Annotated in this window: 26 protein-coding genes and 1 riboswitch; of the genes, 15 read left to right on the top strand and 11 right to left on the bottom strand. The window is 47.7% G+C overall.

What is annotated here, in order from left to right:
* Positions 1-146: 146 nt before the first annotated feature.
* Positions 147-692, top strand: coding sequence for a flavodoxin family protein (locus tag HPY28_RS29755; RefSeq protein WP_083261609.1), 546 nt, complete (start codon positions 147-149; stop codon positions 690-692).
* Between the two features lie 77 nt (positions 693-769).
* Here HPY28_RS29755 and HPY28_RS29750 read toward each other — a convergent pair whose 3' ends face one another.
* From HPY28_RS29750 to HPY28_RS29725, 6 genes are all read right to left on the bottom strand, one after another.
* Complete coding sequence (locus HPY28_RS29750) at positions 770-1123, bottom strand: MoaF-related domain-containing protein (protein WP_174231942.1); 354 nt, start codon at positions 1121-1123, stop codon at positions 770-772.
* Between the two features lie 151 nt (positions 1124-1274).
* Complete coding sequence (locus tag HPY28_RS29745) at positions 1275-2126, bottom strand: NAD(P)-dependent oxidoreductase (protein ID WP_174231941.1); 852 nt, start codon at positions 2124-2126, stop codon at positions 1275-1277.
* 23 nt (positions 2127-2149) lie between these two features.
* Positions 2150-2965, bottom strand: a complete 816-nt coding sequence (locus tag HPY28_RS29740) for a pyrroline-5-carboxylate reductase family protein (protein WP_174231940.1) — start codon at positions 2963-2965, stop codon at positions 2150-2152.
* Between the two features lie 96 nt (positions 2966-3061).
* Positions 3062-3742 (bottom strand): zinc metallopeptidase, encoded by a 681-nt coding sequence (locus HPY28_RS29735; protein ID WP_047073720.1) that lies wholly within the window; start codon positions 3740-3742, stop codon positions 3062-3064.
* 224 nt (positions 3743-3966) lie between these two features.
* On the bottom strand, positions 3967-4107 hold the full coding sequence (locus HPY28_RS29730; RefSeq protein ID WP_007729817.1) for a hypothetical protein: 141 nt from the start codon (positions 4105-4107) through the stop codon (positions 3967-3969).
* 79 nt (positions 4108-4186) lie between these two features.
* Complete coding sequence (locus HPY28_RS29725; protein WP_217444928.1) at positions 4187-5473, bottom strand: glutamate-1-semialdehyde 2,1-aminomutase; 1287 nt, start codon at positions 5471-5473, stop codon at positions 4187-4189.
* 165 nt (positions 5474-5638) lie between these two features.
* On the opposite strand from HPY28_RS29725, the gene HPY28_RS29720 reads away from it, so the two are divergent.
* The 4 genes from HPY28_RS29720 (at position 5639) to HPY28_RS29705 (ending at position 9169) form a co-directional block, all read left to right on the top strand.
* A complete protein-coding gene (locus tag HPY28_RS29720; RefSeq protein WP_254612885.1) occupies positions 5639-6481 on the top strand; it encodes a protein phosphatase 2C domain-containing protein in 843 nt (280 codons plus the stop codon).
* Positions 6482-6570: 89 nt separating this feature from the next.
* The gene (locus HPY28_RS29715; protein ID WP_017250165.1) at positions 6571-7581 is read left to right on the top strand and encodes an ABC transporter ATP-binding protein; all 1011 of its coding nucleotides are present in this window, start codon (positions 6571-6573) and stop codon (positions 7579-7581) included.
* Positions 7574-8368, top strand: a complete 795-nt coding sequence (locus HPY28_RS29710) for an ABC transporter permease (RefSeq protein WP_173622800.1) — start codon at positions 7574-7576, stop codon at positions 8366-8368. Before HPY28_RS29715 ends, HPY28_RS29710 begins: the two co-directional genes overlap by 8 nt.
* A 3-nt stretch (positions 8369-8371) precedes the next feature.
* Positions 8372-9169, top strand: coding sequence for an ABC transporter permease (locus HPY28_RS29705; protein WP_017250167.1), 798 nt, complete (start codon positions 8372-8374; stop codon positions 9167-9169).
* A 181-nt stretch (positions 9170-9350) separates the two neighbouring features.
* Here HPY28_RS29705 and HPY28_RS30635 read toward each other — a convergent pair whose 3' ends face one another.
* The gene (locus HPY28_RS30635) at positions 9351-9446 is read right to left on the bottom strand and encodes a putative holin-like toxin (protein ID WP_012684786.1); all 96 of its coding nucleotides are present in this window, start codon (positions 9444-9446) and stop codon (positions 9351-9353) included.
* Between the two features lie 225 nt (positions 9447-9671).
* Positions 9672-9826, top strand: a riboswitch (FMN riboswitch).
* Positions 9827-10060: 234 nt separating this feature from the next.
* Between HPY28_RS30635 and HPY28_RS29700 the strand changes: the two genes are divergently transcribed.
* Positions 10061-10672: an ECF transporter S component gene (locus HPY28_RS29700; RefSeq protein WP_017250168.1), complete on the top strand. Its 612-nt coding sequence runs from the start codon at positions 10061-10063 to the stop codon at positions 10670-10672.
* 311 nt (positions 10673-10983) lie between these two features.
* Entirely contained in the window at positions 10984-12450 is a 1467-nt protein-coding gene (proS, locus tag HPY28_RS29695; protein WP_174231939.1) for a proline--tRNA ligase, read from the top strand.
* Between the two features lie 52 nt (positions 12451-12502).
* Here proS and HPY28_RS29690 read toward each other — a convergent pair whose 3' ends face one another.
* Together HPY28_RS29690 and HPY28_RS29685 are read right to left on the bottom strand one after the other, a co-directional pair.
* On the bottom strand, positions 12503-13141 hold the full coding sequence (locus HPY28_RS29690; protein WP_017250170.1) for an HAD family hydrolase: 639 nt from the start codon (positions 13139-13141) through the stop codon (positions 12503-12505).
* 63 nt (positions 13142-13204) lie between these two features.
* Positions 13205-13822 (bottom strand): winged helix-turn-helix domain-containing protein, encoded by a 618-nt coding sequence (locus HPY28_RS29685; protein ID WP_017250171.1) that lies wholly within the window; start codon positions 13820-13822, stop codon positions 13205-13207.
* Between the two features lie 156 nt (positions 13823-13978).
* On the opposite strand from HPY28_RS29685, the gene bcp reads away from it, so the two are divergent.
* Genes bcp through HPY28_RS29665 form a run of 4 tightly spaced genes read left to right on the top strand, consistent with a single transcriptional unit; the run spans position 13979 to position 16884 of the window.
* Positions 13979-14449, top strand: coding sequence for a thioredoxin-dependent thiol peroxidase (bcp, locus tag HPY28_RS29680; RefSeq protein WP_017250172.1), 471 nt, complete (start codon positions 13979-13981; stop codon positions 14447-14449).
* Positions 14450-14486: 37 nt separating this feature from the next.
* The gene (locus tag HPY28_RS29675; RefSeq protein ID WP_174231938.1) at positions 14487-15539 is read left to right on the top strand and encodes a M42 family metallopeptidase; all 1053 of its coding nucleotides are present in this window, start codon (positions 14487-14489) and stop codon (positions 15537-15539) included.
* 9 nt (positions 15540-15548) lie between these two features.
* On the top strand, positions 15549-16310 hold the full coding sequence (locus HPY28_RS29670; protein ID WP_174231937.1) for a class I SAM-dependent methyltransferase: 762 nt from the start codon (positions 15549-15551) through the stop codon (positions 16308-16310).
* 25 nt (positions 16311-16335) lie between these two features.
* Positions 16336-16884, top strand: coding sequence for a cob(I)yrinic acid a,c-diamide adenosyltransferase (locus HPY28_RS29665; protein ID WP_017250175.1), 549 nt, complete (start codon positions 16336-16338; stop codon positions 16882-16884).
* Positions 16885-16923: 39 nt separating this feature from the next.
* On the opposite strand, the gene HPY28_RS29660 is transcribed toward HPY28_RS29665, so the two are convergent.
* The gene (locus tag HPY28_RS29660; protein ID WP_174231936.1) at positions 16924-17835 is read right to left on the bottom strand and encodes an SDR family oxidoreductase; all 912 of its coding nucleotides are present in this window, start codon (positions 17833-17835) and stop codon (positions 16924-16926) included.
* 118 nt (positions 17836-17953) lie between these two features.
* Between HPY28_RS29660 and nth the strand changes: the two genes are divergently transcribed.
* The 3 genes from nth (at position 17954) to HPY28_RS29645 (ending at position 21233) form a co-directional block, all read left to right on the top strand.
* Positions 17954-18637 carry an endonuclease III gene (nth, locus tag HPY28_RS29655; protein ID WP_017250177.1) on the top strand — a complete coding sequence of 228 codons (684 nt, stop codon included), beginning with the start codon at positions 17954-17956 and terminating at the stop codon, positions 18635-18637.
* A 154-nt stretch (positions 18638-18791) separates the two neighbouring features.
* A complete protein-coding gene (perR, locus tag HPY28_RS29650; RefSeq protein WP_017250178.1) occupies positions 18792-19226 on the top strand; it encodes a peroxide-responsive transcriptional repressor PerR in 435 nt (144 codons plus the stop codon).
* Positions 19227-19499: 273 nt separating this feature from the next.
* Entirely contained in the window at positions 19500-21233 is a 1734-nt protein-coding gene (locus HPY28_RS29645; protein WP_174231935.1) for a glycosyl hydrolase family 18 protein, read from the top strand.
* A 93-nt stretch (positions 21234-21326) separates the two neighbouring features.
* On the opposite strand, the gene HPY28_RS29640 is transcribed toward HPY28_RS29645, so the two are convergent.
* Positions 21327-21701: a YgzB family protein gene (locus HPY28_RS29640; protein WP_007728760.1), complete on the bottom strand. Its 375-nt coding sequence runs from the start codon at positions 21699-21701 to the stop codon at positions 21327-21329.
* Between the two features lie 117 nt (positions 21702-21818).
* Between HPY28_RS29640 and HPY28_RS29635 the strand changes: the two genes are divergently transcribed.
* Positions 21819-22679: a hypothetical protein gene (locus tag HPY28_RS29635; RefSeq protein WP_174231934.1), complete on the top strand. Its 861-nt coding sequence runs from the start codon at positions 21819-21821 to the stop codon at positions 22677-22679.
* Positions 22680-22842 lie beyond the last annotated feature (163 nt).

Here is a 22842-nt window from a genome sequence, read left to right as displayed (position 1 = left end):
CTTTTCTACTGGGAAGGCAGCCTTTTTTGTTTGGAGGTGGTCGTCCGACAGTTTAAAGAATCGGTTAGGCCCTTTAAGGTTTGAGAAAGCCCTTCTTTCCCCATACAATAAAAGGAGCAAACAAAGATGTAAGGATGGGTGAGCACATGAACATTCTCGTATTGCATGGAAGCTCAAGAGATGCAGGAAACACGGAGCAATTGACTAATTTGGCATTGGACGGCGTACCGCACACCAGTATTCGTCTGCGAGAAAAAAACATTCGCCCGATTCACGACCAAAGGCATGACGAGGGAGGCTTCGATGCAGTCGCGGATGATTACGATGAAGTGACAGAAGCGGTACTCGCCCATGATTTTCTGATTTTCTCTACGCCCATCTATTGGTACGGCATGTCAGGGCATATGAAAAACTATGTGGATCGCTGGTCTCAGAGCTTGCGTGACAAGCGTTATTCCTTCAAAGAATCTCTCGGACAAAAGCAGGCATATGTCATTACGACTGGTGGAGACCAGCCCAGATTAAAGGGGCTGCCACTAATCCAGCAGTTTCAGTATGTTTTTTCTTTCGTCGGAATGCCATTTGCAGGCTATATGATCGGGGAAGGCAACAAACCCGGTGATGTATGGTCAGATCAACGGGCAGTAGAGGAAGCAAAGATTTTTAATGCGTGGCTGAAGGCCAAGCAATAGCGTATTAGACGACAAAAGACCGGAAGTGAATCCGGTCATTCGCTTTGTCATCTTTCACGGATTATGAGGGGAAGCTATCAAAGTTCGGTTATGGTACCGGAATGGAACAGGCTTTTTCGAATACCCTGTGCATCATAGGTATAATGTGTATAGACCAGCATCCTATTAAAATCAGCAACTTGGCTGACCGTGTAGACTTCTTCCAACCAATACATAAAGTATACGCAAGGAGCTATCTCCACGTAGTTGAATGTATAGTAACCATTGAATCCTTTATGCGGTCCAGCAATTCCTTCATCATGCCGATGAGTAGCGTCAAAGAAATGAATGATAAATACATTGCCATCATCATAGTCATAGCGAAATGTCTTACCAGCGTATACAGGTGGTAGATGACCGTATTGTACATATTGAAAATTTGGATGATGCATAGCATACTCCTCCTTTTGTATGCAATATATGTCAAACATAGGTGTATGATCTGCGTGGAATGCAAAAAACAGCGGCCAGACTAAGACGTGATTTTCAGGTCTTAGTCTGGCCGCTGTTTCATTTATGTAGGGTCAATCTAAACAACGAAGCCTATTTTCCACCGAGATGACGCAGGATCGCCATTAAATCGAACTCTCCCAGTCCTTCTTCCAGTGCATGGCGATATGTCGCATTGACGGACTCAGCGAGTGGCGTAGAGACACCTGCTTCGTTCGCAAGTCGAAGGTCTTTGGCCATATGCTTCAGGGCAAAGGCAGCCGGATAGTCGTCAGCGAGGATTGAGGCTGCTTTTCCACGGATTAATGGGGTTCCCACGGCGCTCTCTGAAATGATGTCCAGCATTTGCTCCGTACCAATGCCGAGGGATCGTGCGAATAGTAATGTTTCAGACACACCTTGTACTGTAATGCCGAGCAGCAGGTTGATCGCCAGCTTCGCAGATGTACCCGCTCCGTTTGGTCCCAAATAAAACGCGGCTTTGCCCAGCTTGTCCAGCATAGCCTTGGCTACCTTAAAATCAGCCTGCTCTCCGCCTACCATGATGACGAGCTTGCCTTCTTTGGCAGGCCCTACGCTACCGGACACAGGTGCATCGAGAAAGCGCAGTCCAGCTTCCTGGGCTTGCTCTGCGATATAACGGGATGTATCCGGTGAAATCGTGCTCATATCTACTGCAAGCTTGCCTTGAATGGACAGGCTCAAGAGACCGTCTGTGCCAGTATAGATTGCTTTTACTGCATCATCATCGCTTACCATCGTGAAAAGTACATCGCATTGTGTTACCAAATCTGACAGAGCGGCTGTCTCCTTCGCTCCCAGAGCCACCAATGGTGCAGCTTTTCCCGGCGTACGATTCCAGACACGTACGTCGTAGCCAGCAGCCAGCAGATTGCTAGCCATTGGAATGCCCATGTTTCCTAAACCAATCCAACCGATGATCATTTTCTTGTTCTCCTATCCGCGATTTATGCTTTTATTTGTTGTTGGACAAGTATCTTCAAAGCAGCGTGCTTGGATTCTGTCATCGCAAACAACTCGTCAAACCCAGAAGGAAGCGTCTTGTCAAGAACACGCAAGCCTTCCTCGGTAATGCCACCTTTGGTAGCCACACGTTCGATCAGCTGGTCGAAGCTAAGCTGTTCGTTTTTGAGTAAAAGAGCGGTTCCCAGCATCGTTTCCACCAGCATGCTTCGCGCCGTATCCAGGTCAAGCTCTGGTGTTTTGCGAACGGCTGCCTGCGCGAACGAATCAAGAATCCCTGCGATCAGTCCTGGTGCGCTGCTGGTGAGGATCGTCGCTGTTTCAATCTCGACCTCGGATACTTCCTGTGATTGACTAATGGAAGACAGGAGAGTGAGAAGCTCATTGCGATCCTCTGCACTTGTTCGACAGCTGGATGTAAATAGAGATACACCATGCAGCTCTTGCGAAGTGACGGTAGGAATTACCTTGCTTACGGCACCAGTATGGACGGTTTCCAAATCATCGATGCTAACACCTGCTGCCACAGAAACGATATGTACACTTTCAGGGATAGACAACTCTCGCAGTACAGGCAGGATATCCAGTGGCTTTGTGCAGAGAAAGACCAGATTTGCTTGGTTGCACACCTCTTGCGCACTTTCGGCTATGAGAATACCATGTGATGCCTGCAGATGTTCAGCCTTTTCTCTTGTTCGATTGAAGACGGTGATATGCTCGGGCTGGATCACACCGCTTTTACAGAGCGATTTCACCAGCATTTGTCCCATACTGCCTAATCCAATGATTCCAATTCGCATGTGCAAAACCCCCCGCCTAATTGTAACGTAGCCTTATGAAAAAAGGTACAGCCTCCCATGCGAGAGAGCTGTACCTTTGCCGTTTCATTAAACGGATTAGTCGTCAGAGCTACGGAAAATCATGATGTATTTCGCCAACTCCAGAACAGAGATCAGAGCAGCAGCTACGTACGTCAGAGCGGCTGCGCCCAGTACTTTGCTTGCCCCACGTTCTTCTTCATTACGAATGAAGCCCATTTTGAGCATCAGATCTTTCGCACGGCTACTTGCGTTAAACTCGACAGGTAGTGTGACGAGCTGGAAGGCAACCGCTCCGGAGAAGAAGATAATCCCGATGAGCAAAAGTCCAGCCATTTTAAAGAAGAAACCAGCCAACAGCAGCAATGGCGCTACACCGGACACCAGGTTGACTACCGGGAAAATGCGATGGCGTGCTACCAGCATCGGGTACGAGACCTTGTGCTGAATCGCATGGCCGACCTCGTGACAAGCAACGGACAGAGAGGCAATCGAGTTGCCGAAGTATACAGGATCAGACAGGCGTACGACACGATCAGTCGGGTCGTAGTGGTCAGTCAATGTACCTGGGATATGTTGAACAGGAACGTTCGTCAAGCCGTTCGCATCGAGCATGCGGCGGGCGGCCTCTGCACCGGTAAGACCGGAGGAGGTAGGAACTTCGGCGAATTTGTTAAAAGTTCCTTTCACACGAAACTGTGCCCAGAGCGACAGTCCGAATGCAATCAGAATCAGGAAATCCATAGGATGGAAAAACATTCCACACTCACTCCTCGTTGTAATCTATGAAAACGAAATGTTGCTAAGCCATACATGTAACCTTACTACTTCATTCTGTCCCATATTCATGTATACGAATAAGTCCTATGACAGTTTCACTATTTTATTGTACAATCTCTGACCATTATTGACAATGTTGCCACATGCGAAAAAACAAGACACATTCCTCGTCATCATGATTAGGAATGTGTCTGTTTTCTTGATTATCTGTCGTGATTTTGAGTTTTGTGGTGCTCGGTTTTTCGCGGGTTTTGAAAGCCGGTCACTTCGAGCATTTTGCTGCTCATTTTGGAATCCAACGTCTTTTCAGGAGCCTGCGGATATGATTTTTCACCTTTGGACACCGAAATATCCTCCTTGAAAACATAATCGCGAACACGCTTATTATTTCCTTGGACAGATGCGAAAGGACGTGGGAATGGTTTACAGCTGAGAAAAGGCGCGGTCTACAGCTGCGATGGTGAATTGAATGTCCTCTTCTGTATGAGCTGTGGTCACGAACCAAGCTTCATATTTAGATGGTGCCAGACATACACCTTCATTCAGCATTAGCTGGAAGAAGCGGGCAAAAATTTCTCCGTTCGCTTTCTGAGCTGCATCATAATCATGAACAGGCTCGTCCGTAAAGTAAACAGCCAATGCCCCTTTTACACGATTGAGCTGGATGGTTACGCCGTGTTTGTTGGCTGCCTCGGTGATTCCGTTCGCAAGTATGGAGCCCAGTCGTTCGAATTCATCGTACACGCCCGGCTGCTTCAATACTTCCAGGCAGGCGATTCCCGCACGGATGGAAGCAGGATTACCAGCCATTGTTCCTGCTTGATACGCAGGTCCGAGTGGGGCGACTTGTTCCATGATTTCCCGACGACCGCCATAAGCACCGATTGGCAGACCGCCACCGATAATTTTGCCCAATGCAGTCAGATCAGGCTCGACTCCGAGGAGGTTTTGTGCTCCGCCGTAGCAGAAGCGGAAGGCCGTAATCACTTCATCGTAGACGACAAGTGCGCCTGCTTCATGCGTAATGCGGTTAACCTCTTCCAAGAAGCCAGGCTCAGGTGCCACGATACCGAAGTTGCCGACAATCGGCTCCACGAGGACGCAAGCCGTTTCGCTGCCCCATTTGTTCATAGCTTCTGCAAATGCTTCGACATTATTAAAAGGTACCGTAATGACTTCGCTGGCGATGCTTTGTGGAATACCCGCACTGTCTGGAATCCCCAAGGTTGATGGTCCAGAGCCAGCTGCAACCAGCACCAAATCAGAGTGACCGTGGTAGCAGCCTGCGAATTTGATGATTTTGACACGTCCGGTATAGGCACGTGCTACACGAATGCAGGTCATGACTGCTTCTGTACCGGAGTTGTTAAAACGAATGCGCTCCATCGAAGGGATTGCTTCGCGGATCATGTTTGCGAAAGTAATTTCCCATGGAGTAGGAGTACCGTACAGGGTTCCGTTGGCAGCTGCTTCGCAAATCGCTTCGGTCACATGTGGATGTGCATGGCCAGTAATGATGGGGCCGTATGCTGCTAAGTAGTCAATATATCGATTGCCGTCCACGTCCCAGAAATACGCGCCCTGGGCACGTTCCATCGTTACGGGTGCTCCCCCGCCTACAGCCTTGAAAGAGCGGGAAGGGCTGTTTACCCCGCCTAGAATGACGTCGAGTGCTTCCTCATGCAGTTGCGCGGATCGTTCACGTTTCATGCATATTCCCTCTTTTCTTTTGGAACTACCTCTTTTGTAAAAAGTCCTTCATTATCTTACCACAGCTGTTCAACAACTGGATATGAACGGAGAGCTATAGATGAAGGAAAGGAAAAATGATACAATTTTCAAGCAAATCACTCCATGGGTAAAGGCGGGGTCATCATGAAACTTGAGAGCATCTCCATGAAAGGAAGCGGCAAAAGCAATGAGGACGCCTATGTGATTCAGCAGGTCAAGCATGTGTATGCGGTTATCGACGGCATTACGTCGCTGATTCCGTATGAGAACGCAGCAGGACAGACGGGCGGAGCTATCGCGGCTGAGCTCGTAAAAAAGCAGCTGGAAGCAATGCCGGAGGATGCAGCTTTGCACGATTATTTGGAGACGATAAACGTAGCCCTTCAGGAGCAGATGCGGCAAAGCGGCATTGATCTTGAGAAAAAGGAAGCATTGTGGGGAGCGGCCTGTGCAGTCGTCCGTGTAGGAGATGCCCATATCGAGTACGCGCAGTTGGGAGATTGCATGATATTTGCCGTTTATGATGATGACACGGTACGACCCCTGACGCATACGCAAGTCAGCCATTTGGAACAGGCAGCCTTGGCGAAGTGGGAAGAAGGAATCAAAGAAGGATTGTGTACGCGAACAGAGCTGTACGAACGATGTATGGACATCCTGATCCATAACCGCTATCAGGCGAATGGACCAGGAGGCTACGGAGTGTTGAATGGTGATGCTGCCTGTCGGGATTTTATAGAGTATGGCCGCATGAATCGAGTTGGCGTGAAGGCATTGGTGCTGGCAACGGATGGTCTTTTCATGCCGAGAGCTTTAGGTGGAGCACAGCCGAAGTGGGAAGAGACGGTGCTGCCGATCGTACATAAAGGGCTGCAACGTTATACAGACGAGCTCATCTCTCTGGAAAACAACGATCCCGAGTGCATCCGCTATATCCGCTTCAAAAAGTCAGACGACAAAACGGGAATGATCCTTTCTCTTCATTAACAGTTTGGTGCAGTTTGCCTTTTGCACAATTCGATTGGCTCATATACACTACAAATGGTATTTAAGCGAAGAAAAAAGGACGGTATTCCATGATTCAGGTAAATCATTTACAAAAGGATTTCCGCATCCATCAATCTAGACCGGGTCTTGGTGGTGCTTTTCGTGATTTGTTCAGTCGGGAGTACAAGACGGTAAATGCGGTGGATGACCTTTCCTTTACAGTAGAGGAAGGGGAAATGTTCGCACTGATAGGGGAAAATGGTGCCGGAAAATCGACCACGATCAAGATGCTGACCGGAATCTTGACCCCGAGCGACGGCGAAATCGTCATTAACGGCTATGTGCCTTTCAAGCAGCGGGAAGACTACGTTCGATCCATCGGAGTTGTTTTCGGGCAGCGCTCTCAGCTTTGGTGGGACTTATCTCCGCTAGAGTCCTTCCGTCTGTTGAAAAGTGTTTATAAGGTAGACGAGGCAGAAGGAGAAAAGTGGCTGGAGCGTTTGATTGAGGAGCTGGATATTTCTCCGTTCGTCAGTCAGCCAGTACGCAAGCTAAGTCTCGGACAACGGATGCGCTGTGAAGTGGCTGCTTCCTTGATTCATAAGCCACGCCTGCTATTTCTCGATGAACCGACAGTTGGACTCGATGTGCTCGTTAAGCAAAAAATCCGGGAGTTTCTCCGCAATCTGAATGAGACGGAAAATATGACGATCTTGTTGACGACTCACGATGTGTCAGACATCGAAGCACTCTGTAAACGCGTGCTTGTCATGGACAAAGGGAAGCTGATCTTCGATGGCTTGCTGAATGACCTCAAAGAAAAATGGGGCAATGGCACAGAGGTGTCCTTCCAAATGAAAAAGCGCACTTCAACAGCCGCACTCCGTCAGGCATTGGGAGAGATGCCTTGTGAGATCGAGCAAATCAATGATTTTACCCTCAGTGTAAAAGTAGCGCGGAGTCAGGAAATGCTGCCCTTTGTTTTGTCGACAGTCATGTCATCGTTTGAAGTCAGCGACGTGAAAATCGAAGAGACGAGCACAGAGGATATCGTTCGCAACATTTATTCCTCCGACCAAGAGGTAGCCAGCCATGCGTAAGCTTTATATGGAACTCATCCGCATGAGGTTTTTGACGATGCTTGCCTATCGTGTGAACTATTACAGCGGGATCATTATCTACGCGATCAACATCGGTGCGTACTACTTTTTGTGGGGAGCGATCTACGGAGGCCAGCAGCAGCTGGGCGGGCTTACAGTGGAACAGATGACTTCCTACGTTGCGATTGCTTGGATGTCGCGGGCGTTTTATTTTAACAACATCGATACAGAAATAGCCCAGGATGTCCGAGAAGGCAAGGTCGCGATCGAAATGATACGCCCTTATAATTATTTGTCCGTGAAAACGGCGCAGGCGTTTGGGGAAGGGATCTTTCGCTTTCTCTTTTTTGCGGGTCCGGGGATCTTCCTTATCAGCCTGATTATTCCGTTTAGCTTCCCGGCGACAGGGACAGGATGGGGACTGTATTTGATCAGCTTGATGTGTGCATTTTTGATCAATACACAAATCAATCTGGTGACAGGCTTACTGACTTTCTTCCTATTCCGAAACGATGGTATGATGCGAGCCAAGCGGGTCGTAGTGGATCTGTTGTCTGGTCTCGTGCTTCCGATCAGCTTTTTCCCGGGCTGGGCGCAAACGGTAATGGGTTACCTTCCATTTCAGGCGGTTAACTACTATCCGAGCCTGATTTTCACAGGAGCGATTACAACGGAACGTTCCTGGGAATTGATCGGTTTTCAGGTCATTTGGATGTTTGTCATACTGGTTCCCATCTTGGTGATGTGGCGTCTTGCCCGCAACAAGCTGGTTGTGCAAGGGGGGTAGAGCATGCAAAACATGAGACATATTTTCAGTATTTTTGCCGACTACCTGAGCCAGTACTTCAAGACGAGACTTGCCTATCGAACGGATTTTCTCGGGGATTTTGTGTCTAATCTGGTTTCAGAGTTGATCAATCTCGTCTTTATTATTGTCGTGTTCACGCATGTTCCTTTGATGGGGGATTGGACGCGTGATGAGATCATCTTTATCTATGGTTTCTTTTTGGTTCCATATGCATTGTTCTCGATGTTCTTCGGCTTTTGGGACTTTAACGAAAGGTATATCATTCGGGGCGAGATGGATCGCATCCTGACGAGACCGATTCACAATTTGGCACAGGTATGCCTCGAGTCGATTGCGCCAGACCGTATTTTTGGAGTCATAACCGGGATCATCATCATGGGGTATGCTGCCATTCAACTCGATTTGTCGTTTTACTGGTACGACGTGTTCATCTTTATCGGGCTCTCAATCAGCGGGGCACTGATTTACGGTGGCGTGTATACTGCAATTGCTGCGGTTAGCTTCTTTTCTGACTCGCGGACAGGGATTGCCCCGATGATTTACAACATCCAGCAGTATGGGCGCTATCCGGTAGACGTGTACAACAAGGCCATACGCTTTGTGCTTACCTACGTGCTGCCGTTTGCCTTCGTGGGTGTTTATCCGGCGGCTTACTTTTTGCGCAAGGAAGTTTGGTACACCTATGCGGCAATGACGCCAGTAGTGGCTATTATTTTCTTTGGGATTGGGCTACTCGTTTGGAACTGGGGTGTCACGAAGTATCGGGGAGCAGGTTCTTGATGATTTATAATCTGAAGTCGTTGTGGTAATATTGGATGTAACGAGATCGAAAAGCATAAGGTAAAAAAAGACCGTCCCGGCGGCAACCGGAACGGACGGTACAAAAGGCGCTTCCCCTAAAGGGGTGCGGCTCAATACTATGTTGTGAAATAGACCGCAGAGCTGTCAACTCAAGGGCGGTCTATTTCTTTTTGGTCAAGGTAACAACCAAGCCGATTAAAGCGACCAGGAACAACCCAAACTGGAAAAGCAGTCCGAGTGTTTCATTCGTTACCACAGGTCTTACCCCCTTTCAAATGGGGATGAGCCGCGACCACCCTTGAGGAGCCGATTCTATTGTACAAGCGAATGATAGCATGAAGTGCTCTCTAGTTAGCAAGTGTCTTTTTTTATTCGTTATTCACACTAAACTCATCGGAAAAATAAACAAAAAGTGTCGAGCTGGCAGTTTCCTCTATTGTCAAATCAAAAAACAGCAGTATAATATGCTGTATACAACTACACATTCCTTCGGGGCAGGGTGAAATTCCCGACCGGCGGTGATCATGCTTTGTGCATGTTAAGCCCGCGAGCCTCCCGAGCTGCAAATAGCGACGGAGTGCAGGATCTGGTGTGATTCCAGAGCCGACAGTACAGTCTGGATGGGAGAAGGATGACGACAGTACGTTTATCACACGTGCTTGTTTGCCTGTGCAAACGGGACGAGAACGTAGAGGCCAGCCCTCTTGTTTCTTGTACCTTTTATTTGCGCACGGTTTTGTCATACGCTTGCAAATGCCCTGTGGAACTTATAGCCACAGGGTTTATTCTGTTTGTGTAACAAGACGTGTGAGCCTACAACGACTGTTGCCATTCCTCAAGAAGGAGTAGAAAAATGAGGAGATGGTAAACATGAAAGAAACAGCGCTGCATTCTTCGCGCACACGTGCAACCCAAAAGCTGGTGACGATTCCCATGCTGGCGGCCGTTGCATTTATTCTGCAGTATCTCGAGGTTCCTGTTCCGCTGATGCCAAGCTTTTTGAAGCTGGACTTCAGTACACTCCCGGCATTGATCGGGGGACTCATGTACGGACCTGTAGCTGGCGTTATTATCGAGGTACTAAAAAATACATTGCACATGCTCTTCAAAAATACAGACGGTCTGTTGATCGGTGAGCTCGCAAACGTCGTAGCAGGATCAAGCTTTATTTTTGCGGCTGTTTACATGCAGCGTCTCGGCCAAGGCAAAAAAGGCTTCCTGACTGGTCTTGCTCTGGGAACGCTGTTGATGACGATTGTCATGGCTGTGGCAAATGCATATGTGCTGTTGCCTGCGTACGCTGTGCTTTATCAAATGCCGATTGAACAGCTCTTGACCATGTTCAATGCGACAAGTATCTGGTCTTTGGTTCTGTACGGAATCGTACCATTCAATCTCTTCAAAGGTGTTATGATTTCAGTGGTTGCGTATCCGATCTATGTGAAGCTCGGCTCCAGAATCGCTGCGCGTACCAACAATTGACAACCACGATGTGACTCGCTAATATGTTTAGTTAATAGATAGTCACAAAAGGCTATGAAAGGACCCGCAGCTATTCCCCGTGACAGAGAGTCGGCCCTAGTCTGGAAGGCTGATACGTAAAGGATAACTGCACCCCATCCTGAAGCCGCTGGTGAAGAGCTTAGCCGGATGCCCACCGTTATCGGGTTATCGAGAGGACTATGGCTATGCTGTAGTCAATCAGGGTGGTACCGCGGAAGTTGATCCTCCGTCCCTTTTTGGGATGGGGGATTTTTTGCATTTTACGTAAGATCAAAAAGGAGCGTAGACGGATGAAAGAGGACAAAGCGTTTGTAAAAGAAATTACACCGCAATCGGAGGATTTTTCGCGTTGGTACATCGATGCCATTAAAAAGGCGGATTTGATGGACTACACACCGGTACGCGGCTGCATCGTGTTCAAGCCGGATGGCTTTGAGCTCTGGGAGCGAATTCAGGAGGCGATGAATAAGCGCTTCAAAGAGACAGGACATCGCAATGCCTATTTCCCGATGCTGATCCCCGAGTCCTTCTTTCAAAAAGAAAAAGAGCATATCGAGGGCTTCAATCCAGAGTTGCCTTGGGTAACAGAGGCTGGGGGCGAGCCGCTAGAGGAAAAGCTCGCGCTACGTCCAACCTCCGAAACGATCATCGGACATATGTACAGCCAATGGATTCAGAGCTACCGCGACCTGCCTGTATTAATCAACCAATGGGCAAACGTTTTTCGTTGGGAAAAGCGGACGATGCCGTTCTTGCGGACATCGGAATTTCTCTGGCAGGAAGGCCACACGGCACATGCGACAGAGGAGGAAGCTCGTCAGGAAACGATGCAAATGCTGGAGATTTACCGAGAGGTCGTCGAGCAGGAGCTGGCCATTCCAGTTTGGAAGGGACAAAAAACACCAAGTGAACGCTTTGCTGGTGCTGTCGACACGTATTCCATTGAAGCGATGATGAAGGATGGCAAAGCAGTGCAAGCGGGTACCTCGCACTATTTGGGCGATAAATTCGCGCGCGGCTTTGAAATCAAGTTTTTGGATCGTGACAATCAGTTCAAGTACGTTCACACCACATCATGGGGAACCTCTACGCGACTGATTGGTTCGATGATCATGGTGCATGGCGATGACCGTGGTCTAGTGTTGCCGCCTCGCATGGCTCCGACACAGGTTATTATGATCCCAGTCGGTCCGATGAAGCTGCGCGAGAAAGTCATGGAGGCGTTTGATCCACTCTTTGACGAGATCAAGGCCGCAGGAGTGCGTGTCCGTGCTGATCTTCGTGAAGAAACACCCGGCTGGAAGTTCAATGAGTGGGAAATGCGCGGGGTTCCTCTGCGTCTGGAGCTCGGCCCACGCGACGTGGAAAATGGTCAAGTCATTCTGGCTCGACGTGATACAGGGGAGAAGGTGACGGTTTCACTTGAAGGTATCGCGCAAACAGTTGTACAACTGTTGGAAGAGATTCAGCAACATATGTTCCAAAAAGCACTAGCCTTCCGTGATGAGAACTCACATTTGGGAATCGATACACTGGAGCAGCTGTCCGCTCATATTGCCAAAAGCGAGAGAGAAAACAAGCTGAGTGGATGGGTGTTAGCTGGCTGGTGTGGGGATGATGCTTGTGAATCGAAGATCAAAGAGGAAACCAAGTTCACCTCTCGCAACATCCCGTTTGAGCCTCCTGTACGAAAGACAGCCTGCATTTGCTGCGGTAAAGAGTCACAGCATAGCGTCTGGTTCGGACGGGCGTATTAATCAAAAAAAGGGTGTGTCCACGCTTTGGCGGCATGGCACACCCTTTTTTCATCTAGCGTCTGAGTATCCAATCGGTAAAAGCGTGCACATTCGTAAAGTGGTAGTCAGGCTCGGGATCGAATTTTCCCGACTTTTGTGTAACCAAAAGCCAATCCACACCGACTGTTCGCAAACCAGCGGCTCGACCAGCCAACACGTCAGCATCACTGTCACCTACGAAAATGGTTTCTGCAGGCGTAGCGCCTAGCTGTTTCATAGCGGTAAAAATACCTTCTGGATGAGGCTTTGGATGTGTGACCTCATCCCCTGTGATCACGACGGAAAAATACGAATCTAATCCCCATTCTCGAAGGGAGATGTCAGCGCTTTTTCGTCCTTTTCCTGTTACGATTCCCATTTGGATACCTGCTGAGTGAAGTTCGTCGAGCATGCTTCGGATATTTTCCGGGTTTTGTACGCGGGAGTGTTCATCTGTGTATACACGATAAAAATGAGCGAGGGCGTTGTCATGCGCATGTGGGGGAAGCTCGTTTTGCAAAATGCCTATTTCTGTGGGGCCAAAGAGAGCTACAATCTGCTCGTCAGTATAATGCTCTTGTAAAAACTGCTGAAAGGTAGAGCGAAAAGCGGTGAAGATCAAGGGGAGGGTATCGGCAACTGTGCCGTCGAAATCAAACAAGATCGTCCGCATTGGAGTCCTCCTTTGATTAGAAAATGAAAGAAAACCATCGTATCTGATGGTTTTCTTGGTGACTTACTCATCCGAATCATCAAAAGGGTCATCTGAATCATCTGTTGGGTCAGCTGGAGTCAATGGGAACAGGATGTCGAAAAACTTGAATTTTCGACGGCCAGGTTCCGATTTGAACCCTTTGTACTTTTGCAACAGCTCAGAGATGTCTTCCACAAATTGATTGCGTTCATCTTGACTCAAATAAAATTCAGTCAAATTAAAAGCGAACGTATTTTGGTATTCTTTCCGAACATCTTGGTCACTTGCGACGAAGCGATTGAGAGTTCGCATGAGATCCTTTTCCGTAGTACGAAACGGAGTAAACATGACATCACTTAATTGTTGAGCGTTTTCTTCAATCATCAATTGGAGCTTGACCTGAATGACCTTGGCAACAGGCTCATAATATTTCTCCACAATAGAGCCTTTTACCCGGGTATCCACTTGCTCGAGCAGCCCAACACGCACGAGCTCCTTCACATGGTAATGTAGCCGTGCAGCATTTTCGCCTAGTTCTGTAGCGATTTGTTTGGCCGTTCTGGGCTCCAAATCTTCAAAGAGTTCCAAAATTTTAACCCGTTCCGCTATAGCAAGCGATTTTAGCGCTTCTGGATCTGTTACTTCAAAAAACTCTTTCATGCGAATTCACCATCCAACTGACTAGGCCAAATTTTATTTTTTTTTATTCTATCCTTTTCTGAATCAAAGCGCAACTTGTATGCGGATGAAGTGACTACTAGATTGTGGTAAAATGGGACCAGCGAAAACAGGATATTATCGAGAGGAGGGAAAAGTTTGACGGCAGTAGGACAAGCTGCACCTGCATTTACTTTGCAGGCGAGCGACAATCAGACCCTCTCACTTTCCCAATTTTATGGACAAAATGTAGTGCTTTATTTTTATCCGAAGGACCAAACGCCGACATGTACCACAGAAGCATGCGACTTTCGTGACTTCCATTCGGGCTTTGCTGAGCTGAATTCAGTTGTTCTCGGAATCAGTCCGGATTCTGTGAAATCGCATGACAAATTTATCGCGAAGCACGAATTGCCTTTTCCACTTTTGGCAGATCCCGATCACCAAGTGGCAGAGGCTTATGGTGTGTGGGTATTGAAAAAAATGTACGGACGAGAGTATATGGGCATAGAACGCACGACGTTCGTCATCGACAAAGAAGGCAACATTGCAAAAGTATGGGCAAAAGTAAAGGTCAAAGGGCATGTACAGGAAGTGCTTCAATTTATTAAGGAAGAGCTTCAATCCTAACGTTTATTTCGCAACGGGCGAATGGAGGAACATACAAATGAGTGTATCCACAGAATATGTTGTACAAAGCTTTTGCCAATTGGCGAACATCCCAAGTCCGTCTGGCAATACGGAAAAAGTAATGGCCTGGGTTGCACAAGAGTTAGAAAATCTTGGCGTTTCCTATAAACAGACAAATAAAGGGGCAATCGTTGCAACCGTAGCGGGGGCCAATAACGACAAAGCAAGACTCTTGACCGCTCACGTCGATACGCTGGGCGCGATGGTAAAAGAAATAAAGAGCAACGGACGTTTGAAGCTGACCTTGATCGGTGGATTTGCATTCAATGCGATTGAAGGGGAGCACTGTGTTGTAGAGACTAGTAGCGGTCGTCTTGTAACTGGTACGATTTTGTCTACCAAAGCTTCCGTGCATGTATACAGCTCAGAAGCGGGGAAAGCTGAGCGCAATGAGGCGAACATGGAAGTTCGGCTGGATGAAAAGGTCACAAACAAAGAGCAAGTACTTGCGCTTGGGATTTCCGTCGGAGATTTCGTCTCCTTTGATCCGCGCGTGACGGTAACGAATAGCGGCTTCATCAAGTCCCGCCATATCGACGACAAAGCAAGCGTAGCTGTGCTGCTGGGGGTTCTAAAAGAACTGAGTGAATCCGGTGTGAAGCTGCCTTACACTACGCACTTTTTTATCAGCAATAATGAAGAGATCGGCTACGGCGGCAACTCCAGCATCCCTGCCAACGTGGTGGAGTATCTGGCTGTCGACATGGGCGCGATTGGGGATGGACAGACGACAGATGAGTATTGTGTGTCCATTTGTGCGAAGGATTCCACTGGACCGTACCACTACGGATTGCGCAGCCATCTGACCAAGCTCGCACAAGCGAACGGTCTGAACTACCAAGTGGACATTTATCCTTACTATGGTTCTGACGCGAGTGCTGCACTGAGAGCCGGATATGACGTTGTCCATGGCTTGATCGGACCGGGAGTAGATGCATCCCACTCCCATGAACGTACACATAAAGAAGCACTCGATAACACGGCAAAGCTCGTTATGGCCTACCTTCAATCAGAAGAAATGCAAGCATAGGAGGGCCAGATGAGCAATATGTATCAATGGGCTGACTACTATGATCTCACTCAACGCGGTGTTCCGGGTGATGTTGAGTTCTATCTGGAACAAGCCAAGCTGGCAGGGGGAAACGTGCTAGATCTCGCTTGCGGCACCGGAAGAATCAGCATTCCGATGGCGCAGGCTGGCATCGACGTTACCGGAATTGACCTATCCCAAGATATGCTGGCAAGGGCTCAGGTAAAAGCAGAGGAACAAGGTGTAACATCCGGCTTGAAGCTATTGCAGGGGGATATGCGCACCTTTGATCTGCAGGCGTCATTTTCGCTGATTATGATTCCTTTTCGATCGTTTTTGCACCTGTTGCATGTTCAAGAGCAAATGAAGGCATTGACGTGCATTCGCAAGCATCTGGCTCCAGGCGGGAAGTTCATCATGAACGTGTTTGTCCCCAAGATTCATCATTTTTACGAGGAAAATGAAAAAATGTCCTTGCGTGGCACGTATCCACTCCCGTCGGGGGAAGAGGTTGCGATGTGGGATTACACTCGTTATGACCATTTCCAGCAACTGTCCGAAGTGACACGCATATACGAGCGTACGAATGCACAGGGAGTTATAACGGAAAGGGTGAAGGGCCGATTTACTCTCCGCTATATTTTCCCCGCGGAGCTCCATCATCTGCTTCGTTTAAACGGCTTGAAGGTCACACAACGATACGGTTCTTTTGCAAAGACACCTTTTGATGCGAATAGCTCAGAGTTGATTCTGGTCGCAGAAGCTTTGTAAACGGAACCTGTGGAGGGGATTCGGAATGAAGATTTATACAAAGTCAGGGGATAAGGGCGAGACGTCACTGGTTGCAGGTGTCCGCGTGCCTAAGTTTGCGGACCGTGTAGAGGCATACGGTACGTGCGATGAAGCCAACTCGCAGATTGGATTGGCACTGGCTCTGTTGCCTGCGACAGAAGAATGGAAGGAATTGCAGGATGTCTTCCATGTCATTCAGACAAAGCTGTTCCATGTAGGGGCTGAGCTGGCGACGCCAGAAGGCAAAAAGGTAGGCTGGCCAATTGCAGAAGAAGACGTTACTTTTCTGGAAGAGCAAATTGACATGCTAGATGCAAAGTTGCCTCCGCTCACCAATTTTATATTGCCTGGCGGACATCCGGCTGCGGCAGCCTTCCATGTTTCGCGTACGGTCGTCAGACGTGCAGAGCGCAAAGCAGTCCATGTGGCACAGCAGGAGCAGGTAAACCCGTCCGTGGTCAAATACCTCAACCGCTTGTCTGATTATCTGTTCGTTGTGGCTCGTCATATTAATAAAGAAACAGATGCAGTTGAGAAAACGCTGCACGAATAGGCAAAAGCCCCCTGTGATCAAGCAGGGGGCTTCCCTTTTTTATTTGGTCCGCAGGTAAGTGGTGATTCCCGGGAGAAAGTCGATTTTCTCTGTGTGAAAAGTATCGTAGAGAAGCTTTCCGTCCTTACATGCGTTTCCTTCTAGCAGCATGGTGAGCTGCGTGTTGGTAATCGGGAAAAAGGGGAATCTCTCCATCATATTTACCACAGGCTTCATGAAAGCAAGGGGAATGTGAAATTTATTGACCTTCCGCTTACCGATGGCCTCGCCAATCGTATCGAGGATTTGCCCGTAGGAGAGTGGTTCGGGCCCACCTGTTTCGTAGGTTTGATTGGTTGATTCGGGTCTGCTCAAGGCTTGGACGAATACATCGGCCACCGTCTTGCGAGCAACTGGTTGCAAAGGGTAGGAGCCATCGCCAATGACCGGTGTGACAGGTAACCGAACCAGGTCGGCGAGCATGTTCACGAATTCATCCCCAGGACCAAAAATGACAGATGGACGGAAAATGATGTACGGAATACCGCTTGCTTGAACAAGCTGCTCCGCTTCGTATTTGGTTCGGTGATAGGCACTCGTGGCGTTTTCACGTGCACCCAGAGCACTCATATGGACAAAACGTTTGATTCCAGCTTGCTTGGCGGCCTCCAGTATATTTTTTGTGCCTTCTACATGGATACGCGAAAAGAGAATGCCTTTCCCCGGTTGTTCGCGAATAATTCCGACGAGGTGAATGACAGCATCGCAGCCTTGCATCGCTCTCATCAGTGATTCTTTATTAAATAGATCGCCAGTTGCTTCCGTTATATGCGCATTGGCGGTTTCGTTGTAGGAAAGCTTAGCTGTTGAACCAGCTCTGGTGAGGCAAACCGTCTCATATCCTTCTGCCTGCAAGCGCTCGAGTATACCCCTTCCAACAAACCCTGTGGCACCAGTCAGGAATACTTTCATGGAAAACCTCCTCCCGTTAAATCCTTCCAGACTTATTGTACAACAGGTGCAGCTTGCGGTGCTATCGATCGCTGTGTTGACCAAGGCGGTATAATGTAGGGAAAAGGGGGATATATTTATGGCACAACGCAAAGTACCTGTGGCCGACATTTTGGATAATTTGCAGCAGCTTTATCCGGATGCGCACTGTGAGTTGAATTATACAACCCCGTTTGAACTTCTCATTGCGACCATTCTTTCTGCCCAATGTACAGATAAACGGGTGAATGAGATTACGGCACCCATGTTCCAGCAGCTAAACCAGCCGGAGCATTACCTTCATTTGACACAGGAAGAAATGGAAGAGCATATAAAAGGTCTCGGGTTGTATAAGAATAAGAGTAAAAACATTTTAGAGACCTGTAGAATCTTGTACGAAAAATACAATAGCGTAGTTCCACAAACGCATGCCGAGCTCGAAGCATTGCCAGGGGTAGGGAGAAAGACTGCAAATGTCGTTTTGTCTAATGCATTCGGAATTCCTGCGATTGCGGTGGATACGCATGTATTCCGCGTCGGAAACCGGTTAGGCCTTGCGAATAGCGACAATGTGGACGAAGTGGAGCGTCAGCTCATGAAACGCATTCCAAAAGAGAAGTGGACGGATGCGCATCATTGGTTAATCTGGCACGGCAGACGTGTATGTTCGTCGCGCAATCCACAGTGCGGCAGCTGTACAATCCAATCGATGTGTAAGTTTGCACAAGCGGAAGCCAAAAAATCCAAAAAACCTGCAACCAAAAAGCCTGCAAAAGCAAAGTGAAAAACTTGATTTTCCACTTCTTTCTTTTCAAATCGGATGAATGGATATTGACAGTTTTCGCCGACTAGACGTACACTTATTTATAGTAATTCTAATCAATGACATTAGAGAAGCTTGTTCTTTTGTCTTGCGAAAGACTGTGGGGTGTAACAAGATGGTACAACGTGTGGAGAAAGCTGTTGAAATCCTGAAGAATACCGGGGTTCGCATGACACCACAGCGCCATGCAATTTTGACCTATTTGCTGGAAACGATGACTCACCCGACGGCTGACGAAATATATAAAGCCCTTGAAGGCAAATTCCCGAATATGAGCGTTGCAACGATTTACAACAATCTGCGAGTCTTTAAAGATGCTGGATTGGTTACAGAGCTCACTTACGGGGATGCGTCCAGCCGATTCGATGCCAATGTGGAAGAAGATCATTATCACGCAATCTGTTCCACCTGTGGTGCAATCAGAGACTTCCACTTTCCGTATTTGCGGGATGCAGAAGTAGCTGCTTCCAAAGACATCGGCTTCAAAGTAACCGGGCATCGTATGGAAGTTTATGGCGTTTGTGATTCCTGTCAAAAGAATCCCCACTAAGAATGTATTGGATGGATGAGCACCTCCTGCTTGAATCGGATAATCCCGGTGATGCAGGGGGTGTTTGCTTTTGGGGGACATAACCCTTTCTGTCGATATCTGTAACCTTTTGGCTTCTCATACGTCTTCTTCTTGGTAGGAAGCTTGTCCGTGAATTACCAGAATACAAAAGGTTGTGAATGGATTGAACCAACGCTATGATCGAAATAATGAGTCAAATCATACAGCCCAAGTCAGAAGACAGGCTTATGTACCGGGAAGCAGGTGGAGATTATGAGCAGGGAGTCGGGTAGAACTCTGCGACCAAGACGAAGAAAACAAAGGGTTTTTCGCACGATGTTTTTGTTAAGTTTTCTCTTGTTGGCCATCTTCGGCAGCATTTACTGGTTTTTTGTGCTCCGTGCCTCAACTGAGCATGTGCAGCCGTATGATGGAGATAAAAATGTGATTGTATACGAAGGCTCGCGGAAAGAGTCCTCGTATATATTGGAATCAGAGCAAATATTGCTGCCCTTTGATTTCATTAAAGAGAACATTGATCCAGCGATTTATTGGGATGAGCCCACACGTTCCGTTATCGTCACGACGAAGGATAAGGTGCTTCGGATGGAGAGCGGAGAAGTTGTCGCCTATCTGAACAAAAAACCTGTGGATTTACTCGTTCCGGTGAAAGAGGTCGACGGCACACGCTATGTCCCGTTGGATCCTTTGGAAAAGCTGTATCCTTATTCTTTTGAGCGAAAAGCAGATACGGGTGTCCTGGTCGTCGAAAAAGAGGGCTACGAAATCCAGCAAGCGAAAGTGATCGCTGCCGAGGAAAAACAAGCAGTCCGTACCGGTGCTTCTCACCGAACCCCGATTGTAGCAGAGCTGTCTGCGGGTGAGGTTGTCGACGTTCTTGGCAAAAAGGAAAACTGGTATCGCGTTTTAAACGCCTCGGGAGTAGGAGGATTCATTTCAGAGAAAAGTATTGAGATGACGGATGTGCGCAAAGTCCAGCTGGAGAATACGACTGCTACCGGACAACAACACGCTACTTGGAAGCCTGAGGGCAAGATCAACCTCGTATGGGAGCACGTCGTCAATAAAAATCCGGATGTTTCAAAAATTGGTGCACTACCAGGGGTAAATGTAGTTTCTCCTACTTGGTTTGAAATGAAGGATGCAGATGGAAATCTGTTGAACAGAGCCGATCCTGCGTACGTCAAATGGGCCCATAAGAGGGGCTACAAGGTTTGGGGTTTAGTTACAAACGGCTTTAATCCTGATTGGACGAAGTCCGTTCTCAGCAGCTATGACAAGCGAGATAAGTTAATTGCCCAACTCTTGTACTACGCTCATCTATACGATCTCGATGGTATCAACATCGATTTTGAGAACGTGTATTTAGAAGAGAAAGAAGAACTCGTTCAGTTTGTTCGGGAGCTGACGCCGTATCTCCATCAGCAAGGACTGACCGTTTCCATAGATGTGACGATCAAGTCAAACGCTAAGCAATGGTCCATGTTCCTGGATCGGAAAGCTTTGGCCGAGGTCGTCGATTATGTTGCGGTGATGACGTATGATGAGCATTGGGCAGCGAGTCCAAAAGCTGGTTCTGTCGCATCGTTGCCATGGGTGGAGCGAGGCTTGCAAGGAGTGTTGGAAGAGGTCCCTAACGAAAAACTGCTGCTGGGTGTACCTTTTTACACACGCTTGTGGACAGAAGCCAAGCAGGCTGATGGCACTGTGAAGGTTAGCTCCAAAGCTTATTCCATGACGAAAGCCCAGGAATGGATCAACGAACGCAAGCTGACGCCAGTTATGGATGAAGCTTCCGGTCAACATTACGTGGAGTACAAAGACCCGAAGGATAGCAACGTCTATAAAATGTGGATAGAAGATGTAACTTCTATGAAGAAGCGTATGGAGATCGTCAATAAGTACGACTTGGCGGGTGCAGCTTCTTGGCGCCGTGGTTTTGAGGTGCCGGAGATATGGCAAGCAATTGACGAGACTCTGAAATAAAAGACAGACAGCTTTCACGAAAGAAAGCCACCTGCACCCCGAATGCTCGGGAAATAGCAGGTGGCTTTTTACGTATAGATGAAAGGAATCATATTATGTCTGGTTTTGTTGAGGATGTCCGTCTTCAATGCGTAAAGGTTGTCCACAAAACATACAGGCGTCTTCTTTACCCAACATCTTCGTGACTTTTTGGCATGAAGGGCATTGCACCTGTGGAGCCGAAGTGGAGACCATCCCGGAAATCATAAACAAGACTGTACTGCCCATTGTCAGAATGAACCCGATGATCAAAAGCAGCGTCATAAAAATGTAAGAGCCTTTTAAGAGGCTTCCAAGTAAAGGAATAAAGTCCAAATAACCTGCAAAAAATGCGTACCCTGTATACATCAGCAAAATGCCGATTACCATGCTCCAGTTGCCCCATGTGCGCATGCGTTTGATCTTGCTCAGGCGTTCTGTATTTTTCATGATCATTCCTCCTACCCTATAGTATAGCATACAAAGGATTTGTCTGTTGACAAGCAGGAAACGGACAAGACTTGTAGAATCCATAAGTTCAACCCAGGGGGCAGGGAGGAACAAGGCATGACTGTAAGGCAGACGTATCTGAAAAATCTACAGCAGCGTTTGGATGTGCAAGCGGTGCTTGTTTTGAATGATTCGGATATGCTAGTCCCCTTTCGCGAGGGAATCTTTTATTTCGTCGTAGTAAATGAGCTCCAAGCTGATGGTAAAATCCGTCGCATGCTTTTTCAGGAACAAGTAATCATCGAGCAGCAAATCAGCACGTGGCAGCTGGAGAAGGGAGCCATCTGTGGTTTGGATGAACGACTTGCCGAGATGCTTCGAAGGGCAGAAATCGTTTGGGACAAAGAGCATTATATGAAACAAATGAAGCTGCGCCTGGTTAGTTTGTCATCTTCTCTTCAGAAAAAACATATCTGTAAGGAGTATTCCCAAATCCTTCGTTTTTTTCACGAGACAAAAGAGTTTTTGCAGCAAGGCATGATGCTGGATGCGCATCACTCTGCCATTCAAACGATTCACTATTTGGCTCGTCTCATTGTATATGAAGCGGGAGATCATCCTCAGCCAGCATTATGGACGCAAGTCAAACAGATAGATCCTTCTATTTATAAGTTGTATGAGGAGCTATCTTTTAATGCAGAAGCATTGGAGAAGCGAATTGAACTACTTGTACTGGCAATTGAATTTTGGATCGCATCCAGAACAAAGGAATCTGTTCGATACCTGGTTGAGCTTATGGAGACGAAATCAGGGCCTTGGCGTTTGGAAGAGTTGATGAACCACCCGATGATTCAAGAGGCAGAGATTGAGATTCCTCTCGTGATAGATAAGATGCTTCAGCGCTTGTTGATCCAAGAGATCGTATGCAAAGAAGGGGGAAATGGCGACAGAGAAACAGGTTTTATTTTAATGGGATAAAATTTTTTCAATTAGTGTTGACTTCTATTTGTGATCCATGCTATATTAACAAACGTTGCTGCTGCGCTAACGCAGAGCGGCCGAGAAAAAAGTTTAAAAAAACACTTGATTTCACAAGTGGTTATGTGGTAAATTAAGAAAGTCGCCTCTGGGCGATGAGGAA

The sequence above is a fragment of the Brevibacillus sp. HB1.2 genome, from assembly GCF_013332495.1.
In the GTDB taxonomy this organism is placed as follows: domain Bacteria; phylum Bacillota; class Bacilli; order Brevibacillales; family Brevibacillaceae; genus Brevibacillus; species Brevibacillus porteri.
The sequence above is the reverse complement of the archived record's forward strand: the minus strand, read 5'-3'. Positions and strand labels throughout refer to the sequence as shown.

Excerpts from the sequence above, each read along its gene's own strand:
- HPY28_RS29755 (WP_083261609.1), top strand. The coding sequence starts at position 147 with ATGAACATTCTCGTATTGCATGGAAGCTCAAGAGATGCAGGAAACACG.
- HPY28_RS29750 (WP_174231942.1), bottom strand. The coding sequence starts at position 1,123 with ATGCATCATCCAAATTTTCAATATGTACAATACGGTCATCTACCACCT.
- HPY28_RS29745 (WP_174231941.1), bottom strand. The coding sequence starts at position 2,126 with ATGATCATCGGTTGGATTGGTTTAGGAAACATGGGCATTCCAATGGCT.
- HPY28_RS29740 (WP_174231940.1), bottom strand. The coding sequence starts at position 2,965 with ATGCGAATTGGAATCATTGGATTAGGCAGTATGGGACAAATGCTGGTG.
- HPY28_RS29735 (WP_047073720.1), bottom strand. The coding sequence starts at position 3,742 with ATGTTTTTCCATCCTATGGATTTCCTGATTCTGATTGCATTCGGACTG.
- HPY28_RS29725 (WP_217444928.1), bottom strand. The coding sequence starts at position 5,473 with ATGAAACGTGAACGATCCGCGCAACTGCATGAGGAAGCACTCGACGTC.
- HPY28_RS29720 (WP_254612885.1), top strand. The coding sequence starts at position 5,639 with ATGAAACTTGAGAGCATCTCCATGAAAGGAAGCGGCAAAAGCAATGAG.
- HPY28_RS29715 (WP_017250165.1), top strand. The coding sequence starts at position 6,571 with ATGATTCAGGTAAATCATTTACAAAAGGATTTCCGCATCCATCAATCT.
- HPY28_RS29710 (WP_173622800.1), top strand. The coding sequence starts at position 7,574 with ATGCGTAAGCTTTATATGGAACTCATCCGCATGAGGTTTTTGACGATG.
- HPY28_RS29705 (WP_017250167.1), top strand. The coding sequence starts at position 8,372 with ATGCAAAACATGAGACATATTTTCAGTATTTTTGCCGACTACCTGAGC.
- HPY28_RS29700 (WP_017250168.1), top strand. The coding sequence starts at position 10,061 with ATGAAAGAAACAGCGCTGCATTCTTCGCGCACACGTGCAACCCAAAAG.
- proS (WP_174231939.1), top strand. The coding sequence starts at position 10,984 with ATGAAAGAGGACAAAGCGTTTGTAAAAGAAATTACACCGCAATCGGAG.
- HPY28_RS29690 (WP_017250170.1), bottom strand. The coding sequence starts at position 13,141 with ATGCGGACGATCTTGTTTGATTTCGACGGCACAGTTGCCGATACCCTC.
- HPY28_RS29685 (WP_017250171.1), bottom strand. The coding sequence starts at position 13,822 with ATGAAAGAGTTTTTTGAAGTAACAGATCCAGAAGCGCTAAAATCGCTT.
- HPY28_RS29675 (WP_174231938.1), top strand. The coding sequence starts at position 14,487 with ATGAGTGTATCCACAGAATATGTTGTACAAAGCTTTTGCCAATTGGCG.
- HPY28_RS29670 (WP_174231937.1), top strand. The coding sequence starts at position 15,549 with ATGAGCAATATGTATCAATGGGCTGACTACTATGATCTCACTCAACGC.
- HPY28_RS29665 (WP_017250175.1), top strand. The coding sequence starts at position 16,336 with ATGAAGATTTATACAAAGTCAGGGGATAAGGGCGAGACGTCACTGGTT.
- HPY28_RS29660 (WP_174231936.1), bottom strand. The coding sequence starts at position 17,835 with ATGAAAGTATTCCTGACTGGTGCCACAGGGTTTGTTGGAAGGGGTATA.
- nth (WP_017250177.1), top strand. The coding sequence starts at position 17,954 with ATGGCACAACGCAAAGTACCTGTGGCCGACATTTTGGATAATTTGCAG.
- perR (WP_017250178.1), top strand. The coding sequence starts at position 18,792 with ATGGTACAACGTGTGGAGAAAGCTGTTGAAATCCTGAAGAATACCGGG.
- HPY28_RS29645 (WP_174231935.1), top strand. The coding sequence starts at position 19,500 with ATGAGCAGGGAGTCGGGTAGAACTCTGCGACCAAGACGAAGAAAACAA.
- HPY28_RS29640 (WP_007728760.1), bottom strand. The coding sequence starts at position 21,701 with ATGAAAAATACAGAACGCCTGAGCAAGATCAAACGCATGCGCACATGG.
- HPY28_RS29635 (WP_174231934.1), top strand. The coding sequence starts at position 21,819 with ATGACTGTAAGGCAGACGTATCTGAAAAATCTACAGCAGCGTTTGGAT.